Source organism: Comamonas humi (assembly GCF_054782535.1).
Window position 1 is genome coordinate 60958 of record NZ_BAAGSH010000012.1, and the last position, 18748, is coordinate 79705.

Below are 18748 nucleotides of genomic sequence, written 5' to 3' on the forward strand. Positions count from 1 at the left end.
GCGGGTTCGGCAATGGCGAACCCGCGGCCCGGCCAAATCGGCATGATGGCGGCTCTTTTCGAGACTCTGGAGACACCCATGCGCCACCCCGACCGCTGCCTGAACCGCCGACATCTGCTGGCCGCATCGCTGATCGCCAGCCTCGGCCTGCCGGCCCGGGCGGCCACCGACTATCCGAACAAGCAGGTCAAGTTCATCGTGCCGTTCCCGCCGGGCGGGCCGGTGGACACGACGGCGCGCGCCTTCACGCAGAAGCTGGCCCAGCTCTGGCCCAAGGGCACCTACATCGACAACCGCGCGGGTGGCGGCGGCATCGTCGGCGCCGAGAACGCAGCCAAGCAGGCGCCGGACGGCTACGGCCTGTTCGTCGGCGCGATCCACCATTCGGTCAATCCCTCGCTGCACCCCAAGCTGAACTACGACATCCAGAAGGACTTCGTGCCGATCAGCTTCGCGGCGCAGTTCCCGGTGTTCCTGGTCGTGCACCCCAGCGTGCCGGCCAAGAACGTGCAGGAGCTGGTGGCGCTGGCGAAGAAGCCCGACAGCCGGCTGAGCTTCGCCTCGTCGGGCAACGGCGGCGGCACCCACCTGGCGGGCGAGCTGTTCAACATGCATGCCGGCACGAAGCTGCTGCACATCCCCTACAAGGGCAGCGCGCCGGCGATGAACGACGTGCTGGGCGGCCAGGTGCCGATGATGTTTGCCGATGCGCCCTCGTGCCTGCAGCACATCAAGACCGGCCGCCTGCGCGTGCTGGGCGTGGCCAGCCCCAAGCGCTCGGGCCTGCTGCCCGAGGTGCCGACCATCGCCGAGCAAGGCCTGCCCGGCTACGCGGCCTATTCGTGGGCCGCGCTGTTCGCGCCCGCGGGCACGCCCAAGGAGGTGGTGCAGAAGATCAACGCCGACTTCAACACCGCCATGCGCGACCCCGAGGTCAAGCAGCGCCTGTACGTGGCCGGCGCCGAGGCGCAGCCGGGCACGCCCGAGCAGATGGCGGCCTTCCTGCAGGAGGAACTGACCAAGTGGGCCAAGGTGGTGAAGGAAGCCCACATCACGATCGACTGAGGCGGGCCGGGCAGCTGCGCCCGGTTTATAGCCAAATTGGCCTCCAGCGCTCATGCAGAAAGCGCTGGTAGCTATTATTTTTGATGAATCGCCCGGGCTTTACTGCTGCACGGCCGCCAGCAGTTGCGCGCAATGGGTGGGGTCGTCGGCCGGCGGTGCGGTCAGCGGCAGCACCGCCAGTGCCGCGGGCGCGGCCACCACGGCGGCCAGGGCCGCGCCGGCACGGGCCAGCACGCCGGCGGACTGCACCTGGACCTGCGGGTGGCCCAGCGGCCCGCTTACCTGCAGCGGCGAGCGCAGCGTGAAGAGCTTCCAGCTGGTGGACATGGGCTTGAGCTGCAGGTTCACCAGCTCACGGCGCAGGTCGATGTCGCCGCTGCCGTCGATGTAGGCGTCGGCGGCGCTCAGGCGCATCAGCGTGGAATGGGCCACGCCGCCCTTGACCTGGAAGTCGGCCGCCATGCAGCGGATGGGCACCTCCTTGTCGGCGCCGAAGAAGCGCGAGATCACCACGCTGCCCAGGTTCAGCGCCGCCATGTCGAGCAGCTGCTTGCTCACCGTGCCCGACGAGACGTAGAGCTTGACCGAGCCGTTGGCGCTGCCCAGCATGGCCGCCACCGAGTCGCCGCTGCCCGCGAGCTGGATGCTGCCGTCGAGCTCGCCCAGGCTCTTGCGGGTGCGCTCCACGGTCGGAAACAGCGCCGCCAGCTTCAGGCCCCGCACCTTGGCGTGCACCTCGGTGCGCACCGGCTTGCGCTGTCCGTCCACCACCACGGGCATGGCCAGCGTGCCCTCGGCCAGGCCAAAGTTCAGCGGGTCGATGCGCATCACGCCGTTGTCGAGCTTCACGGTCATGTCGAGCTTTTCCAGCGGCAGGGCCTCGGGCCGGATGATCTTGTCGGCGGCCAGGCTGACCTGCGCGTCCATGTGCTTCCAGCGCTCCACGGCCAGCTCCATGCGCGGCAGCACCGAATCGGGCTTGCCGCCCTTGCCGGCTGCCTTGCCGTCGTCCGCGCGCGGGCCGGCGCCGATCAGGGCGCCCAGGTCGGCCAGGTGCAATTGCTTGGAGCGCAGCTTGCTTTCGAGCAGCGGGCGCTCGGTGCCCGAGGTGTAGCGCAGGTCGCCCTGCAGGTCGCTGCTGCCCACCTGGCCGCTGAAGGACTGCAGCGCCCATTGCGCCTGGTGCGGCGTGAAGCGGCCCTGCAGCCGGCCCTTGACCTCGAAGGCCGGCGTGTTGGGCAGCACCAGCCCGGTCAGCGCGTACAGGTCCTGCATGTTGCCGCCGGAGAGCTGGAGCTGGAAATCCACGCCGTCGAGGTGCTGCGGATGGCGCAGCGTGCCCTCGAGCGACAGCTTGGTGCGGCCGGAGGTGGCGTGCAGTTGCAGGGGCAGCGACTGCCCGTTGCCCTGCAGGTGCAGCACGTCGCCCACCATGCCCTCGCCCTGCAGCTGCGCCTGGCCCTTGTGCCCGACCAGCGCGAAGGCCAGGCGGTACGGCGCCTGCTCGGCTGGGCTGAAGCGGGCGCGCAGGAATAGCTGGGTGGGCAGGTTCTCGTAGCTGATGGTGCTGTCGTCGAGCTGCAGCTCGCGCACCTGCATGCGCCAGGGGCGGTCGGCCGGGGCCGGCCCGCGGGTGCGCAGGTGCCAGTTGTCGGGGGGCAGCGGCTCGGTCACCGCGGCCATGCCGGAGTCTGCGACCTGGGCCCGGGCCGCGGCGACCAGGGCCGGGGCCTGGAGCGCTGCATCGGGATCGGAGCCCGGGGAAGCTGCCGGGGCAGGGAGGGGCTGCGCGCCATCCGCCGCATCACCCCACTGCTGGAGCCGCCCATAGGCGCCCGCGAGCTGTAGCAGGTCGACCTGCAACGTGCGCGACAGCAGCGGCAGCAACTGCACATGGGCCTGCACCCGTTGCGCCTCGAGGAAGTCGCCGGGGTCGCTGAAGGCATCCACCGGCCACTGGGCCGGGTTGCCGACCACCACGTCCAGCGCGGTGACGGTGACCGACGGCACCCACGAGCGCCAGCCCGCCACGCTGGTATTGGGCCAGTGCCAGTCCGCGGTCAGGTTGCCGGCAATGCGCAGGGGCCGGCCGGTCAGCTGCATCACCTGGTCGCTGATATCGGCCTTGTAGGCATTCCAGTCCATGTGCTTGATGTACCAGAGCGACCCGAGCAGCAGCACTGCCAGGGCCACGAGCAGTGCGGCCAGCGCCAGCAGCGCGGTGCGCAGCCGGCGGGCCAGGGTGCCCGGTCTGGCAGGGAGGGGAAGCGGATGGGACATACGGAAAAAACTATACAAACTTTGGAACCGATTTTCACGCAAAGACATATTTTGCAATGCCAAACGTGTCCTGGTGTGTCGGACAGCAGGGCAATCTCGGCTTTTTTGGTGCGCGGGGCTTTCTACAATCGCGCCCATGCCTTCCTATTTGCCAGTTGCGGCGCCGGCGCCGGCCAGTCCTTTGCCCATGCGTGACGGGGTCAGCCCCAGCTGCGTGGTGCTGCCCTCGCGCGGCGACGGCGGCCTGCTGGACTACCTCGCCGAGCGCCTGCCGCTGGTCAGCCACGACGATTGGCGCCTGCGCATGGCCCAGGGGCTGGTGGTGGATGGCCAGGGCCAGGCCCTGCCGCCGCACCAGCGCTTCGTGCCCGGCATGCGGGTGTACTACTGGCGCGCGGTCGACGACGAGGGCCATATCCCCTTCGACGCGCAGGTGCTGTGGGAGGACGAACACCTGCTGGTGGCCGACAAGCCCCACTTTCTGCCCGTGGTGCCCACCGGCCGCTACGTGCAGAGCAGCCTGCTGGTGCGGCTGAAAAAGCTCACCGGCAATGCGCAGCTGTCGCCGCTGCACCGCATCGACCGCGACACCGCCGGGCTGGTGCTGCTGTCCAAGCAGCCCGCGACGCGAGGGGCCTACCAGGCGCTGTTCCGCGACCGCGCCATGCACAAGGTCTACGAGGCGGTGGCGCCTTTCCGGGCCGATGTCGCCTTTCCGCGCGAGCACCGCAGCCGCATGGAGGAGAGCCAGCGCTTCTTCCTGATGCACGAGGTGGCGGGCGAGCCCAACAGCCATACGCACATGGCGCTGCTGGAGCACAACGCCCACTGGGCGCGCTATGCGCTGGAGCCCGTGAGCGGCAAGCGCCACCAGCTGCGGGTGCACATGGCGGCGCTGGGCCTGCCGCTGCGCAACGATGCTTTCTACCCCGAGGTCAACGATCCGCCCGAGGGCGATTTTTCGCGGCCGCTGCAGCTGCTGGCGCGGCAGCTGCGCTTCACCGACCCGCTGACGGGCGAGGCGCGCTGTTTCGACAGCGCCCGCATGCTGGAACCGCTGCCGGATTGATGGCCGGGATCGATGGCCTGTGCGGACGGCTGAATGTCAGGCCGCCGCCATGGGGGTGTGCCGCCAGACGATGACCACGAAGCACAGGATGCCCACGCCGACCAGCATCGAGGCCACGCCCAGCGCCGGCTCCAGCTCCGGGTGGTTCCTGAAGAGGGCGAACAGCAGCACCATCTGCACGAAATGCGCCGGCACGTAGATCCAGAAGTGCAGCCTGGCCAGCCGGGTGCCGGCGGCTGCCGGGATGGCGCGGTAGTACAGGCCAAAGAGGCTGAGCGTGACCCAGCCGAGCAGGTTGAGGTGGGCGTGGACCGGGAACATGCTGTGGTCGCCGCTCATTCCCATGAACAGGCCCAGCGTCACGCCGAGGACGAGGTACAGGACAGCCAGGCGAAAGAACCAGTTGCTCAGGTTGTTCATGGCAGTCTCCCGCAGTGTTGCATCGCAAGACGTAACATGCGCCTGCGCCGCACCACCGTCAATAGCACATTCGGCCCCCTGTGGCCGACGGTTGCCTGGGTCGGTTCAGGCGGCGGGGTGCAACTGCCCCATGGCCTCGCCCAGGCGCACCGGCCGGGCGGCAGACCAGTCGGGCTGGAAGGCCATGCGGTCCTGGGGGAACAGCAGCACCACGGTGGAGCCGAGCAGGAAGCGGCCCATCTCGTCGCCTTGCTCCAGCACGATGGGCTGGGTCTGGTAGTCCCAGCTGCGCACCTTGCGAGAGCGCGGCGGGTTGATCTGGCCGTGCCACACCGTGGCCATGCTGCCGACGATGGTGGCGCCCACCAGCACCATGGCGAACGGGCCCAGGCGCGTCTCGAACAGGCAGATCACCCGCTCGTTGCGCGCGAACAGGCCCGGCACGCCGCGGGCGGTGAGTGGGTTGACCGAGAACAGGTCGCCCGGCACGTAGACCATCTTCTGCAGCTTGCCGCGCAGCGGCATGTGGATGCGGTGGTAGTCGCGCGGACTGAGGTAGATGGTGGCGAACTGCCCGTTGGCGAACTGCGCCGCCATCGCGGCATCGCCGCCGAGCAGCGCCGTGGTGCTGTAGTGGTGGCCCTTGGCCTGGAAGATCTGGTCCTGCTCGATGGCTCCGAGCTGGCTGATGGCGCCGTCGACCGGGCAGACCAGCGGCGCATCGGCGCGAGGCCGCGCGCCGGCCTTCAGCTCGCGGGTGAAGAAGTCGTTGAAGCTGGCGTAGTGCGCGATGTCCGGGTAGCGGGCCTCGTCCATGTTCACCTGGTACCGCTGCACGAACCAGCGTATGAACGAGGTCGTGGCCGAGCCCAGCCGTGCCGATGCCAGGTGGCCCGCGCCAGCGGTCAGCCACTTCTTGGGCAGCAGGTATTGGGGGAGAACGGCGAGGCGGTCGGACATGGATTGCGGTGGGGTCAGGCCAAAGGGCGCATTCTATAGAGGCAGCCCCAAAAAAGCGTGGAAATCACGCGCCAACGGTGAAATCTTCTGGCGCGGCAGCTCCAAAAACAGTAGTAACCCTGAGCAGCATGCAATGCAGCGCGGCAGTAAACTGCAACGCTTTTTTCATTTTTCTGCTCTGTATGGGGCCGGGCCGGCCGGCGTGGCATGCAGCACACCTCCATGCGATTGACTCCTCCCTCCTTTCCCTCCGGCGCCGATGTCAGCGGGCACACCGAACGCATGCGCCTGTGGCTGCGCAACTTCCTGCCCACGCCCACGCGCGTGCATGGCCGCGAACTGCTGCGCATGGTGGTGGGGGTGGCGCTGGGGGTGGGTATCAGCGCCTTCCTGAGCCATTGGTGGAGTGGCGGCGTCGAGGCGCCGTGGATGTTCGCCGCGCTGGGCGCCAGTGCGCTGCTGCTGTTCTGCGTGCCGTCCAGCCCCATGGCCCAGCCTTGGCCGGTGGTGGCTGGCGGCACGGTGTCGGCCCTGGTGGGCTGGGCCTGCGTGCTGGTGTTCCGCGATCCTATCCTGTCGCCGGCCATGGCCGTGGCGCTGTCGGTGCTGGCCATGGTGCTGCTGCGCTGCCTGCACCCGCCGGGCGCGGCGCTGGCGATGTGGATGTCGCTGAACCACCTGCACGACCTGCACCTGCTGCTGTTCCCGGTGCTGTTCAACCTGGTGGTGCTGGTGCTGCTGGCGGTGGTCTACAACACGCTCACCGGCAAGCGCTACCCGGCGCCGCAGCACAGCCAGCCGGGCGCGGTGCACGAGCCGGGCAGCGCCGAGATCGTGGGCGCAGACCTGGACGAGGCACTGGCCCAGTTCGACGGCGTGCTTGACGTGAGCCGCGCCGATCTGGAGGCCCTGCTGCACGTTGCCAGCCATGCCGCCTTCAAGCGCACGCTGGGCGAACTGCGCGGCGCCGACATCATGAGCCAGCCCGTGCATGCCGTGGAGCCCGGCGTGCTGCCCAAGGATGCCTGGGCGCTGATGCAGAAGGCGCACGTGAAGGCGCTGCCGGTGGTGGACGCCGGCATGCGCGTGGTCGGCATCGTCACCGCCACCGATTTCCTGAACCACGAGCTGAACGAAGCCCCCGCGCCGGGCATTGCCCAGCGGCTCAAGTCGCTGGTGCGGCGTGAGGCGGTGGCGGCCAAGACGGTGGCCGACCTGATGTCGCACGAGGTGACCACCGCGCAGCAGGACACGCGGGCCGTGGAACTGATCGCCGTGTTCTCGACCGGCAGCCACCACCACCTGCCGGTGATCGACGCCGAGCACCGCCTGGTGGGCATGATCACGCAGAGCGACCTCGTCAAGGTGCTGGCCAAGGCGGTTTCTCCGGGTTAGGGCATGTCATTCCCTCCATTCCCCCACGCGCTGGCCCCGACATGCGGATGGATGCGCGAAGCGCGGCGCAGCCAATAGCCGGGCTATTGGCAAGCCGTGCGACAAAGCAGACGCCGCATGTCGGGGCCAGCCCGCAGGGAAAGCCATGCGGGCGGCCCATTGCGGCGTTGCCCCTCGCTGATGTAGCGGTGCTACACGACGCTCGGGGCGCCTTGCACTGCACCGCCCGCATGACTTTCGCGTGGGGGAATGGAGGGATGACATGCCCTTGGCCCGCCCGACACCTTCTTATAATTGCCGATTCCGCCCAGGACGGGTCCGTCCGGCCTGGGCCGCCATCCATCGATACTATGACCACACCCACTTTCTCCGTTGCCGACATCCGCAAGACGTTCCTGGAGTTCTATACCTCCAAGGGCCACACCGTGGTGCCTTCCAGCTCGCTGGTGCCGGGCAACGACCCGACGCTGATGTTCACCAACTCGGGCATGGTGCAGTTCAAGGACGTGTTCCTGGGCACGGACAAGCGCCCCTACGTGCGCGCGGCCTCGGTGCAGGCCTGCCTGCGCGCCGGCGGCAAGCACAACGATCTGGAAAACGTGGGCTACACCGCCCGCCACCACACTTTCTTCGAGATGCTGGGCAACTGGTCGTTCGGCGACTACTTCAAGAAGGAATCCATCGAGTGGGGCTGGGAGCTGCTCACGCAGGTCTTCAAGCTGCCGGCCGAAAAGCTGCTGGCCACGGTCTACCACGAGGATGATGAGGCCTATGCCATCTGGAAGGACGTGATCGGCCTGCCGCCCGAGCGCATCATCCGCATCGGCGACAACAAGGGCGGCAAGTACAAGAGCGACAACTTCTGGATGATGGCCGACACCGGCCCCTGCGGCCCGTGCTCCGAGATCTTCTACGACCACGGCGCGCACATCGCCGGCGGCCCCCCGGGCAGCCCGGACGAGGACGGCGACCGCTTCATCGAGATCTGGAACCACGTGTTCATGCAGTTCGACATGAAGGAAGACGGCTCCGTCGTCAAGCTGCCCGCACCCTGTGTGGACACCGGCATGGGCCTGGAGCGCCTGGCCGCCATCCTGCAGCACGTGCACAGCAACTACGAGATCGACGTGTTCCAGGCATTGATCAAGGCCGCCGCGCGCGAGACGCACATCGACGACCTGGCCAATCCCTCGCTGAAGGTGATCGCCGACCACATCCGCGCCACCTCGTTCCTGGTGGCCGACGGCGTGATCCCCAGCAACGAGGGCCGCGGCTACGTGCAGCGCCGCATCATCCGCCGCGCCATCCGCCACGGCTACAAGCTGGGCCAGAAGACCCCGTTCTTCCACAAGCTGGTGCACGAGCTGGTGGTGCAGATGGGCGACGCCTATCCCAAGCTCAAGGAGCAGGAAGCCCACATCACCAGCGTGCTCAAGGCCGAGGAAGAGCGCTTCTTCGAGACCCTGGCCAACGGCATGGAGATCCTGGACGCGGCCCTGGCCGGCGGCACCCAGGTGCTGCCCGGCGACGTGGCCTTCAAGCTGCACGACACCTACGGCTTCCCGCTGGACCTGTCCAACGACGTGGCGCGCGAGCGCGGCGTGACGGTGGACGAGGCCGGCTTCCAGACCGCGATGGAACACCAGAAGAACACCGCCCGCGCGGCCGGCAAGTTCAAGATGGACCGCGCGCTGGAGTACAGCGGCGCGGCCAACACCTTCACCGGCTACGAGCACCTGGCAGAGTCTGCAAAAATCGTAGCGCTCTACGCTGATGGCGAGAGCGTTTCCGAGCTCAATGGCGGCCAAAGTGGCGTGGTGGTTCTGGATACCACTCCTTTTTATGCAGAATCCGGCGGCCAGGTGGGCGACCAGGGCGCCATCACCGCGGGCGGTGCGCATTCCGCAAGGTTTGCGGTGCAGGATACGCTCAAGATCAAGGCTGATGTCTACGGCCACCACGGCGTGCTCGAATCCGGCAGCCTGAAGGTCGGCGACGCGGTGCAGGCCGAGGTGGACACGCAGCTGCGCGCCGCCACCATGCGCAACCACTCGGTCACGCACATCATGCACAAGGCGCTGCGCGAAGTGCTGGGCGGCCACGTGCAGCAGAAGGGTTCGCTGGTCAACGCCGAGCGCACGCGCTTCGACTTTGCCCACAACGCACCGGTAACCGACGCCGAGGTCCGCGAGATTGAGCGCCGCGTGAATGCCGAGATCCTGGCCAACACCGCGACCGATGCCCGCGTGATGGACATCGAGAGCGCCCAGAAGACCGGCGCGATGATGCTGTTTGGCGAGAAGTACGGCGAGAGCGTGCGCGTGCTCGACATCGGCAGCAGCCGCGAACTGTGCGGCGGCACCCACGTGCACCGCACCGGCGACATCGGCTTGTTCAAGGTGGTGGGCGAATCCGGCGTGGCCGCCGGCGTGCGCCGTATCGAGGCGGTGACCGGCGAGAACGCGCTGGCCTACCTGCAGTCGCTGGAATCCACCGTGCAGGACGCCGCCGGCGCCCTCAAGGCCCCGGCCGCCGAGCTGACGCAGCGCATCGGCGGTGCGCTGGAGCAGATCAAGGCGCTGGAGAAGGAAGTCGCCGCGCTCAAGGGCAAGCTGGCTTCGAGCCAGGGCGACGAACTGCTGGGCCAGGCCATCGATGTCAAGGGCATCAAGGTGCTGGCCGCGCAGCTTGAAGGCGCCGATGCCAAGACCCTGCGCGACACCATGGACAAGCTCAAGGACAAGCTGGGCGCGGCCGCCATCGTGTTGGCCGCCGTCGACGGCGACAAGGTGCAGCTGGCCGCGGGCGTGACCAAGGCCGAGACCGCGAAGATCAAGGCCGGCGAGCTGGTGAACTTCGTCGCCCAGCAGGTGGGCGGCAAGGGCGGCGGCAAGCCCGACATGGCCATGGCCGGCGGCACCAACCCGGCGGGCCTGGCGGCCGCGCTGGCTGGCGTGCAGGCCTGGGTGGCCGAGCGCGCCTGAGCCGCGCCGTAGCTGGCAAAAAGCCTCCAGGCATGCCTGGAGGCTTTTTTCATGGCGGCGCTTGTTTTTTACTGGTCGATGATCTTGCGCGCGAACTGCTCCAGGTAGTCCATGAGCTGGGCCGCGCCGCTGGCCGCGGCCTGCTCGTCGCCGGTCGCAATGGCCTGGGCCAGCGCCATGTGGGCGCGGGCCCCCTCGGCGATGTCGCCCTCGTGCTGGTAGGCGTACCAGAAGCGGCGGCACTTCACGATCAGCGGCGTGACGGCCGTCACGGCCGAGGCGTTCTGGCAGGCGGCGTGGTTGACGAGATCGAGCTCGTGGTCCGCCGCCATGTAGGCGTCGAGCTGGCCGCGCTCGGCGGCCACGATCATCTTCTCGGCGCGCAGCACAATGTCCCGGCGCTGCGCCGCCGTCGCCCGCCGTGCCGAGCACTGGGCGATCAGCTGCTCCAGCACGCGCCGCGTCTGGATCACGTCCAGGTGATCCGCCAGGTCGATGTTGGACACCAGCAGCCCGCGCCGGGGCTGCTGCTCGATCAGCCCGATGGAGACCATGCGCAGCAGCGCCTCCCGCACGGGGGTGCGTCCCAGTTCGATCTTCTCGGCCAGCTCGGCCTCGACCACCGGGCTGCCCGGTTCGAGCTGCAGGGTCGAGATCATGGATTCGATGGCGTTGTAGGCGAGATCGGCGGCGCGCATCTTGCCTGCGCGCTGGGGGAGGGTGTGGGGCTGGGTCATGGGTTAGTGCTCTGCTGCGGTGCGCCGGGCGCCTGCTGGCTCGATCATCCGTGCCGCGGGCGCACCGCAGTCACCATGATGCCCCAACCTTGCGCAACTCGGCTATCTGCGGTGCCTTGGACAGCCAGACCTTGTCGAATTCGCGCGCGAAGGCGGCCACGTCGAGCTGGGGCTCGGTGCGGATGGGGAAGGTCGATGCCTTGAACTTGTCGATCAGCCCGAGCTCGGTGGTGACGATGTCCTGGATCTGCGCGTCGAGCGACTGCCGCACCAGGCCGCGGACCAGGTCCTTGTCCTTGGCGTCGAGCTTCTGCCAGACCCGGCCCGACACCAGTGGCGCGAACGGCATGAAAAGCGCGTTCATCTGCAGCATGGCCTTGGCCACCTTGTCGTAGCGCTGGTTCCACGATAGCTCGATGTCGGCTTCCAGCCCGTCCACCTGGCCGTTGGCCATGGCGTCGAACACCTGGGGCGTGGGAATCGGCGTGGGCGCGGCGCCGAGCTGCTGGTAGAAGTCGCGGTAGGCCGGCGTGGGGTTGATGCGCAGCTTCATGCCCTTGATGTCCTTCACGCCGCCGATGTCCCGGGTCGAGAACACCACGCGCATGCCGGTGATGCCCCAGCCCAGGCCGATGGTGCCGGTCTCCTTGGGCAGCACCTCCAGCAGCTTCAGCGCCGCGTCGTGGCGCACCAGGCGGGCCACGTCGGTGGTCGAGCGCACCAGGTAGGGCGCGTTGATGGCGGCGATGCTGGAGACGCGCGAGCCCAGCTCGGCCGCCTGGATCCAGCCCATGTCCAGGGCACCGGTCTGCATCTGCTGCATCATCGCGGCCTCGTTGCCGAGCTGGCCCGAGTGGAACACCGTGGCCGACAGCCGGCCGCCGGTCTCCTTCTTGAGCGATTCGCCGAAGGCCAGCGCGGCGCGGTTCCACGAATGGCCGCCGGGGGTGATCAGCCCCAGGCGGAACTCCCGGACCTGGGCGCGGGCCTGGCCGATGAAGGCGGGAGCGGCGAGCGCGGCGCTGGCCTGGACGAAGTGGCGGCGGGTCAGGTTCATGGTGGTTGCCTTGGGTTAGTTGAGGAGGGCCAGGGAAAGGCTGGGGAACAGCGACAGCAGCACGAGCGCCACGCAGCAGATCAGGAAGAAGGGCAGGGTGACCATGAACATCTTTCCCGGCTTGGCGCCGGTGACGGCGGCGGCGACGAAGAAGGACAGGCCCACGGGCGGCGACATCAGCCCCAGCACCAGGTTCACCACCACCACCACGCCGAAGTGGCGCGGATCGATGTGGTAGACCTCGGTGGCGATGGGCAGCAGGATGGGCACCGTCATGATCAGGCCGGGAATGCCGTCGATCACGGTGCCGATCACCAGCAGGATCACGTTGGTGATGAGCAGGAAGCTCACCGGGTCCTTGGCCACGGTCTGTATCCAGTCAGCGGCGGCCTGCGGCACCTTGCCGTAGATCAGCAGCCACGAGAACACCGCGGCCGCCGCCACCAGGAACAGCACGATGGCCGAGTAGATGGCCGAGCGCAGCAGGATCGCCGGGACCATGCCGTAGCGGAATTCGCGCGTGATGTAGCGGCCCACCAGGGCCGCGGCCACGGCGCCCACGGCGGCGGCCTCGGTGGCATTGGCGAAGCCGCCGAGGATGGAGCCCACGATCACGATGGGAATGAGCAGCGTGGGCGACGCGCTGATGGCGGTGCGGGCCCGTTCGCGCAGGCTGCGCCTTTCGCTGCGCGGGTAGTTGTAGACCATGCCCATCGCGGCGATCACCGCGAAGAACAGCAGCGTGAGCACGATGCCGGGCAGGATGCCCGCGGTGAGCATGTCGCCCACGGCCACCTGGGCCAGCACGGCATAGACCACGAACATGACCGACGGCGGGATGATGGGCCCCAGCATGCCGCCATAGACGGTGACGCCGGCGGCGAAGGTCTTGTCGTAGCCCTGCTTCTCCATCTCGGGCACCATGATCTTGCTCATGATGGCGACCTGGGCCGTGGCCGAGCCGATGATGGACGACACCATCATATTGGCCAGGATGTTGACGTAGGCCAGGCCGCCGCGCACCGAGCCGACGAAGGCCATGGCCATCTCGACCAGGCGGCGGGTGATGCCGCCGCTGCCCATGATCTCGCCGATCAGGATGAACAGCGGGATGGCGATGAGGCCGTAGCTGTCCACGCCGCCGAACATCTGCGTGGCGAACGACTCGTACAGCACCGGGGCATTGGTGTCGAGGATGTAGACCATGCCGGCCAGGCACAGGCACACGCCGATGGGCACGCCGAGGAACATCACGGCGAGGAAGAACAGGCTGGTGATCATGGTGCGGCTCAGTTGACGGTTTCCTCGGCGTTGCCGAGGTCGAAGCCTGCGATGGCGGCGCGCGGGACCAGCCCCAGGTCCTCGACCAGGTTGGCCAGCGCGTGGACCGTGAAGCTCAGGCTGAACAGCGGGATGACGAGCTGCACCGCCCAGATCGGCCAGTTCAGCGTCTGCGTGCGCTCGGTGTAGAGGAAGTTGAAACTTTCCTCCGCATAGGCCTTGGCGTCGAAGCCGTGGCTGGCGATGCCCAGCGGGTCGAGCCAGATCCAGCACAGGACGATCATCGCCAGGCCGAAGAACAGCACGCCGGCCGTGGCCACGGCCTTCATGTGCTTCGCGGTGCGCGGGCCCAGCATGTCGGTGAGCAGCGTGACGGCGAAGTCCAGGCGCAGCCGCGTCATGGCGGAGGCGCCCACGAAGCTCAGCCATACCACCAGGTACACGGCCGCCTCGTCCACCCAGTAGATGGGCATGCCGGTGTAGCGTGTGACCACGTTCAGCAGGATCAGCAGGGTCACGCTCCCCATCAGCAGCATCAGCGCCCGGCGCTCCAGGCCCAGGATGGCGGATGAGGTGCGCTGCAGCCCGCGGGCCCAGCCATGGCGGCTTGTCTCTTGGTTATCGGTGGTAGTAGGCATGGCCGGATTCCGCGGTGAGGGGGTCAGGCGACCGAGCGGTACTGCGCGGGGCGGGTGGCGAGGGCCTGCTGGACCACGCCGGTGATGAACTCGCGCTCCGCGCCGATCACCGGCATGCGCGGCAGGCGCATGTGCTCGGTGCCCACGCCCACCAGCGCGTCGATCAGCTTGAGGTTCTGCACCAGCTTGTTCGACACATCGAGGTGCAGCATCGGCGTCATCCACTGGTAGAGCTTGAGCGCCTCGTCGAACTGCTTGGCCTTCATCAGCTCATACAGCGCCACGGTCTCGCGCGGGAAGGCGCAGCCCACGCCGGCCAGCAGGCCGTCGGCGCCCAGGGCCAGGGCCTCGTAGGCCAGGTCGTCCACGCCGCAGAAGAGCTGGTAGCGGTCGCCCACGGTGTTGCGCAGGTCGGTGATGCGGCGGATGTCGCCGCAGCTTTCCTTGATGGCGGTGATCCATTCGCAGTCGGCCAGCTCCTGCATGTGCTCGGGCTTGAGGTCCACGCGGTAGGCGACCGGGTTGTTGTAGACCATCACCGGCTTGCGCGCCGCGTTGGCCATGGCGCGCACATTGGCCATGGCCTCGCGCGCATCGGCCACGTAGATCACCGAGGGCATGACCATGAAGCCGGCCACGCCCAGCTTGTTGGCCCCGTCGATGTAGCGCAGCGCCTCGCGGGTGCTGGTTTCGGACACGTTGGCCAGCACCGGGATGCGGCCGCCGGCGGCGTCGAGCGCGATGCGGGCGACCTCCAGCTTCTCTTCCAGCGTCAGCGTGCTGGCCTCGCCCAGCGAACCGCAGGTGACCAGGCCGTGGATGCCGTTGCGGATCTGGAAGTCGATGTGGCGGGCCGTGCCTTCGGCGTCGATGCGCTCGTCGGGGTGGAACTTGGTGGTGACGGCCGGGAAGATGCCTTGCCAGCGGGGCAGTTGACTCATGGGGATGGTTCCTTGGGTGAGGTGGGTGACGGGCCGAGGGCAGGTACGTCCGTTCGCTCGGCTTGTTAAATATATTAAGAAAATATCTGTGGTGTATTTATAGTGTTTCCACGGGTTGGCGCCGGCCTGTTTTTCGTACTGGCCGGGTGGCGCCGCGAAGGTGCAGATACGCGAAGGGGGCGATGACGCCCCCTTCGTTGTTGGATGGTGCCGCGCGCCGGTGCGACGCGGGCCGGTCGGTGCTAGGCCGCCTGCTGCAGTGCCTCGATCTGCTCCGACAGCTCCAGCCAGCGCTCTTCCAGCTGGTCGATCTCGTCGTTCACCAGCTTGAGCTGCTTGCCGGCCTCGGCGATCTCGCTGCCGGCGAGGCCGGGGCTGGCGAGCTTGTCCTCGAGCGCGCTGCGCTCGCCATTGAGCTGCGGCAGGCGCTGGTCGATGCGGTCCAGCTCCTTCTTGAAGGGCTTGGTCTTCTCGGCCAGCTGCTGGCGCGCCAGGGCGGCGAGGCGGCGCTGTTCGCGTGGGTCGACGGTTGCTTCTGTTTTGATAGCTTCTGGCGCTTGTGCATCGGGCGCTGGAGCCAAATTCTTATCGGAATCGAGCTTGGCCTGCTCGCGCAGGCGCTTGGCTTCGTCGAGCAGGTAACGCTGGTAGTCGTCGAGGTCGCCGTCGAAGGGCTCGACCTTGCCGCGGCCCACCAGCCAGAAGTCGTCGCAGACCGAGCGCAGCAGCGCGCGGTCGTGGCTGACCAGCATGACCGTGCCTTCGAAGCTGTTCAGCGCCATGGCCAGCGCCTCGCGCGTGGCGAGGTCGAGGTGGTTGGTCGGCTCGTCGAGCAGCAGCAGGTTGGGGCGCTGCCAGACGATCATGGCCAGCACCAGGCGGGCCTTCTCGCCGCCGCTCATGGTGCCCACCGATTGGCCCACCATGTCGCCGCTGAAGTTGAAGCTGCCCAGGTAGTTGCGCAGGTCCTGCTCGCGGCTGGGCTCTTTGGACTCGGCGCCCAGCTCCTTGGCCAGGCGGATCATGTGGGCCAGCGGCGAATCATCGGGCCGCAGCACGTCCAGCTCCTGCTGGGCGAAGTAGCCGATGTTCAGGCCCTTGCCCTCGGTCACCTTGCCGGCGAGCTGCGACATCTGCCGCGCGATGGTCTTGACCAGCGTGGACTTGCCCTGGCCGTTGGCGCCCAGGATGCCGATGCGCTGGCCCGCCAGCACCGAGCGGTTGACGTGGCGCAGGATGGTGGTCTCGCCGCCGCCATCCTCGGGCGCGGCGCGGTAGCCGAAGCTGGCGTCGGTGATGGCCAGCATGGGGTTGGGCAGGTTGGCCGGCTCCTTGAACTCGAACGTGAAGTCGGCGCTGGCGAGCACCGGCGCGATCTTCTCCATGCGCTCCAGCGCCTTCACGCGGCTTTGCGCCTGCTTGGCCTTGGTGGCCTTGGCCTTGAAGCGGTCGATGAACTTCTGCAGGTGGGCGATCTTGTCCTGCTGGCGCTCGTAGGCCGATTGCTGCAGCACCAGCTGCTGGGCGCGCAGCTCCTCGAACTTGCTGTAGTTGCCGCCGTAGCGGGTGAGGCGCGCATGCTCGATGTGCAGCGTGACGCTGGTCACCGCGTCGAGGAATTCGCGGTCGTGGCTGATGACCAGCAGCGTGCCGGCATAGCGCTTGAGCCAGGATTCCAGCCAGACCAGGGCGTCCAGGTCCAGGTGGTTGGTGGGTTCGTCGAGCAGCAGCAGGTCGCTGGGGCACATCAGCGCGCGCGCCAGCTGCAGGCGCATGCGCCAGCCGCCCGAGAAGCTGTTGACCGGCTGCTCCAATTGGTGCACCTGGAAGCCCAGGCCCAGGATCAGCGCCTGCGCGCGGGCCGTGGCGTCGTGCGCGCCGGCATCGGCCAGGTCGGCATGCAGGTGGGCGATGGCCATGCCGTCGCCAGCGTGCTCGGCGGCCGCCAGCTGCGCCTGCAGCTCGGCCAGGCGCGTGTCGCCCTCCAGCACGAAGCGGGTGGCGGACTCGTCGGTCTCCGGCATGTTCTGGGCCACCTGGGCCAGGCGCCACTGCGCGGGCATGAAGAAGTCGCCGCTGTCCTCGTGCAGCGTGCCGTTCAGCAGCGCGAACAGCGTGGACTTGCCCGCGCCGTTGCGACCGACCAGGGCTGCCTTTTCTCCGGGGTTGATGGTGATGCTGGTCTGCTCCAGCAGGACTTTGCTGCTGCGGCGCAGCGTGATGTTCTTGAGCGTAATCATGACTGGGGTGGATTATCGCCGCTGGCCCATGCCCGCACGGGCTGGGCAGGCGCTTGCAAATCGATACCGGCCGCGCGGCGACTATCGGAATAGGCTTACAAGGCACTTTTGCTGCAGCGCGCAATATCGGCACGGTGTTCATGACAGTTGGGTGACGGCGCTGCCGAACCCGCCCCCTTGGAAAGATGCCCAGCCAGATGTCCAGCCACTTGCACGTACCGACCGGCGACGGGCGGCCGCCGCACGCGCACTGGCGCGTGGCCGACCTGGACTGGGACGGCATCGACCGCGCGGCCATCGAGCACGACGAGGATCTGTTCTACCTGCTGATGAGTGCCTCGTTCGTCGAGACCGGCTCGGATACCTATGCCGCCAACCTGGCCGAGCACTATGCCGGCCACCCTGAGATCCGCGCCTGGCTGCAGGAGCGCTGGGAGGCCGAGGAGCTGCAGCACGGCACAGCGCTGCGCCGCTATGTCGAGACCGTGTGGCCCGCCTTTCCGTGGCAGGCGGCCTACGACAGCTTCTTCGCCGAGTACGCCAGGCTGTGCACCGTGGAGGAGCTGTACGCCGACTGCCGCCTCGAGATGGTGGCCCGCTGCGTGGTCGAGACCGGCACCACGGCCTACTACCAGACCCTGCTCGGGCTGAGCCGCGAGCCGGTGCTGAGCGAGCTGCTGGGCCATATCCGCAACGACGAGGTGGGGCACTACAAGCACTTCCTCGGCTACTTCCGGCAGCTGCAGGCGCAGGCGCCCGTGGGCCGCGTGCAGGTGGCGGGCGCGCTGTACAGCCGGCTCAAGGAGCTGCGCGAGAGCGATTCCGACGTGGCGCTGCGCCATGTCTGGGCGCACCGGGGCGGCCTGTTCGCCGAGGGCGCGGCCAGCTTCGCCGAGGTGGCGCAGCGCGCCTACCAGCTCGTCAGCACCCGGCTGCCGGCGGACCAGTCGATCCGCATGCTGCTCAAGCCGCTGCAGTTGCCGCCGCGCATGGAGCGCCTGGTGCAGGCGCCGCTGGCGCGCCTGGCCTGCCGCGTGCTGGCGCCCTGAGTGAGGTAAAAAATAATAGCTGCTGGCGCTTGTCATTCCTTGGATTCAAGGATTTTTATATTCAAAATCAAGCAGTAGCAAGCGCAAGCAGCTATTGTTTTTGACATCCGCCGCGCAGGGCGGGCAACCATCGAGACAGCAGGCGGGATGCATTCGCCTTATGCTCCGGGCTTTGGTCCGTTCCCGCTGGAGAGATGTCCGTGCTGCCCCTCGAAGTAGAAATCCCCTTTGTCTCGCACCTGGGCTTCACCCTGCACCGCTGGGAAAACGGCGAGGCCGAAATGCGCTTCACGGCCCGGCCCGAGCACCTGAACTCCTTCGACGTGACGCACGGCGGCGCCTCGATGACGCTGCTGGACGTGACCATGGCGCATGCCGCGCGCAGCGCCATCGCCGGCAGCGGCGCGGTCACCATCGAGATGAAGACCAGCTTCATGGCCGCCGCCAAGGGGCCGCTGGTGGCCAAGGGCCGGCTGCTGCACCGCACCAAGAGCATGGCCTTCACCGAAGGCCATCTCTACGACGGCGACGGCAAGCTGTGCTGCCACGCCACCGGCACCTTCAAGTACGTGCTGCCCGAGGCCGTGCAGGCGCTGCAGGCCGCCAAGCGCACGATCAAGACCGACTGACGA

General features: G+C 67.9%; 15 protein-coding genes. 6 read left to right on the forward strand and 9 right to left on the reverse strand.

What is annotated here, in order from left to right; all coding sequences use genetic code 11:
* The first annotated feature begins 78 nt into the window (after positions 1-78).
* Positions 79-1065, forward strand: coding sequence for a Bug family tripartite tricarboxylate transporter substrate binding protein (locus tag ACYVKR_RS13770; RefSeq protein ID WP_460481484.1), 987 nt, complete (start codon positions 79-81; stop codon positions 1063-1065).
* Positions 1066-1164: 99 nt separating this feature from the next.
* Here the strand turns inward: ACYVKR_RS13770 and ACYVKR_RS13775 are convergent, their stop codons facing one another.
* Positions 1165-3345, reverse strand: coding sequence for an AsmA family protein (locus tag ACYVKR_RS13775; RefSeq protein ID WP_460481485.1), 2181 nt, complete (start codon positions 3343-3345; stop codon positions 1165-1167).
* Positions 3346-3481: 136 nt separating this feature from the next.
* On the opposite strand from ACYVKR_RS13775, the gene ACYVKR_RS13780 reads away from it, so the two are divergent.
* Positions 3482-4414, forward strand: coding sequence for a pseudouridine synthase (locus ACYVKR_RS13780; RefSeq protein ID WP_460481486.1), 933 nt, complete (start codon positions 3482-3484; stop codon positions 4412-4414).
* A gap of 36 nt (positions 4415-4450) precedes the next feature.
* On the opposite strand, the gene ACYVKR_RS13785 is transcribed toward ACYVKR_RS13780, so the two are convergent.
* The gene (locus ACYVKR_RS13785; RefSeq protein ID WP_460481487.1) at positions 4451-4834 is read right to left on the reverse strand and encodes a hypothetical protein; all 384 of its coding nucleotides are present in this window, start codon (positions 4832-4834) and stop codon (positions 4451-4453) included.
* 105 nt (positions 4835-4939) lie between these two features.
* Positions 4940-5794 (reverse strand): phosphatidylserine decarboxylase, encoded by an 855-nt coding sequence (gene asd / locus ACYVKR_RS13790; RefSeq protein ID WP_460481488.1) that lies wholly within the window; start codon positions 5792-5794, stop codon positions 4940-4942.
* A 222-nt stretch (positions 5795-6016) separates the two neighbouring features.
* On the opposite strand from asd, the gene ACYVKR_RS13795 reads away from it, so the two are divergent.
* Positions 6017-7189 carry an HPP family protein gene (locus ACYVKR_RS13795; protein WP_460481489.1) on the forward strand — a complete coding sequence of 391 codons (1173 nt, stop codon included), beginning with the start codon at positions 6017-6019 and terminating at the stop codon, positions 7187-7189.
* Between the two features lie 350 nt (positions 7190-7539).
* Complete coding sequence (alaS, locus tag ACYVKR_RS13800; RefSeq protein WP_460481490.1) at positions 7540-10173, forward strand: alanine--tRNA ligase; 2634 nt, start codon at positions 7540-7542, stop codon at positions 10171-10173.
* A 68-nt stretch (positions 10174-10241) separates the two neighbouring features.
* Here alaS and ACYVKR_RS13805 read toward each other — a convergent pair whose 3' ends face one another.
* The 6 genes from ACYVKR_RS13805 to ACYVKR_RS13830 all read right to left on the reverse strand — a co-directional run bounded on the left by ACYVKR_RS13805 (position 10242) and on the right by ACYVKR_RS13830 (position 17067).
* Positions 10242-10910 carry a GntR family transcriptional regulator gene (locus ACYVKR_RS13805; protein ID WP_460481491.1) on the reverse strand — a complete coding sequence of 223 codons (669 nt, stop codon included), beginning with the start codon at positions 10908-10910 and terminating at the stop codon, positions 10242-10244.
* Positions 10911-10980: 70 nt separating this feature from the next.
* Positions 10981-11967 carry a TRAP transporter substrate-binding protein gene (locus ACYVKR_RS13810; protein WP_460481492.1) on the reverse strand — a complete coding sequence of 329 codons (987 nt, stop codon included), beginning with the start codon at positions 11965-11967 and terminating at the stop codon, positions 10981-10983.
* Between the two features lie 15 nt (positions 11968-11982).
* A complete protein-coding gene (locus tag ACYVKR_RS13815) occupies positions 11983-13248 on the reverse strand; it encodes a TRAP transporter large permease (RefSeq protein ID WP_460481493.1) in 1266 nt (421 codons plus the stop codon).
* An 8-nt stretch (positions 13249-13256) separates the two neighbouring features.
* On the reverse strand, positions 13257-13886 hold the full coding sequence (locus tag ACYVKR_RS13820) for a TRAP transporter small permease (protein WP_460481494.1): 630 nt from the start codon (positions 13884-13886) through the stop codon (positions 13257-13259).
* Between the two features lie 23 nt (positions 13887-13909).
* Positions 13910-14827 carry a dihydrodipicolinate synthase family protein gene (locus ACYVKR_RS13825; protein WP_460481495.1) on the reverse strand — a complete coding sequence of 306 codons (918 nt, stop codon included), beginning with the start codon at positions 14825-14827 and terminating at the stop codon, positions 13910-13912.
* 242 nt (positions 14828-15069) lie between these two features.
* On the reverse strand, positions 15070-17067 hold the full coding sequence (locus tag ACYVKR_RS13830) for an ABC-F family ATP-binding cassette domain-containing protein (RefSeq protein WP_460481496.1): 1998 nt from the start codon (positions 17065-17067) through the stop codon (positions 15070-15072).
* 197 nt (positions 17068-17264) lie between these two features.
* On the opposite strand from ACYVKR_RS13830, the gene ACYVKR_RS13835 reads away from it, so the two are divergent.
* Positions 17265-18116 (forward strand): ferritin-like domain-containing protein, encoded by an 852-nt coding sequence (locus tag ACYVKR_RS13835; RefSeq protein ID WP_460481497.1) that lies wholly within the window; start codon positions 17265-17267, stop codon positions 18114-18116.
* Between the two features lie 194 nt (positions 18117-18310).
* Positions 18311-18745 (forward strand): PaaI family thioesterase, encoded by a 435-nt coding sequence (locus tag ACYVKR_RS13840; protein WP_460481498.1) that lies wholly within the window; start codon positions 18311-18313, stop codon positions 18743-18745.
* The last annotated feature ends 3 nt before the right edge of the window (positions 18746-18748 follow it).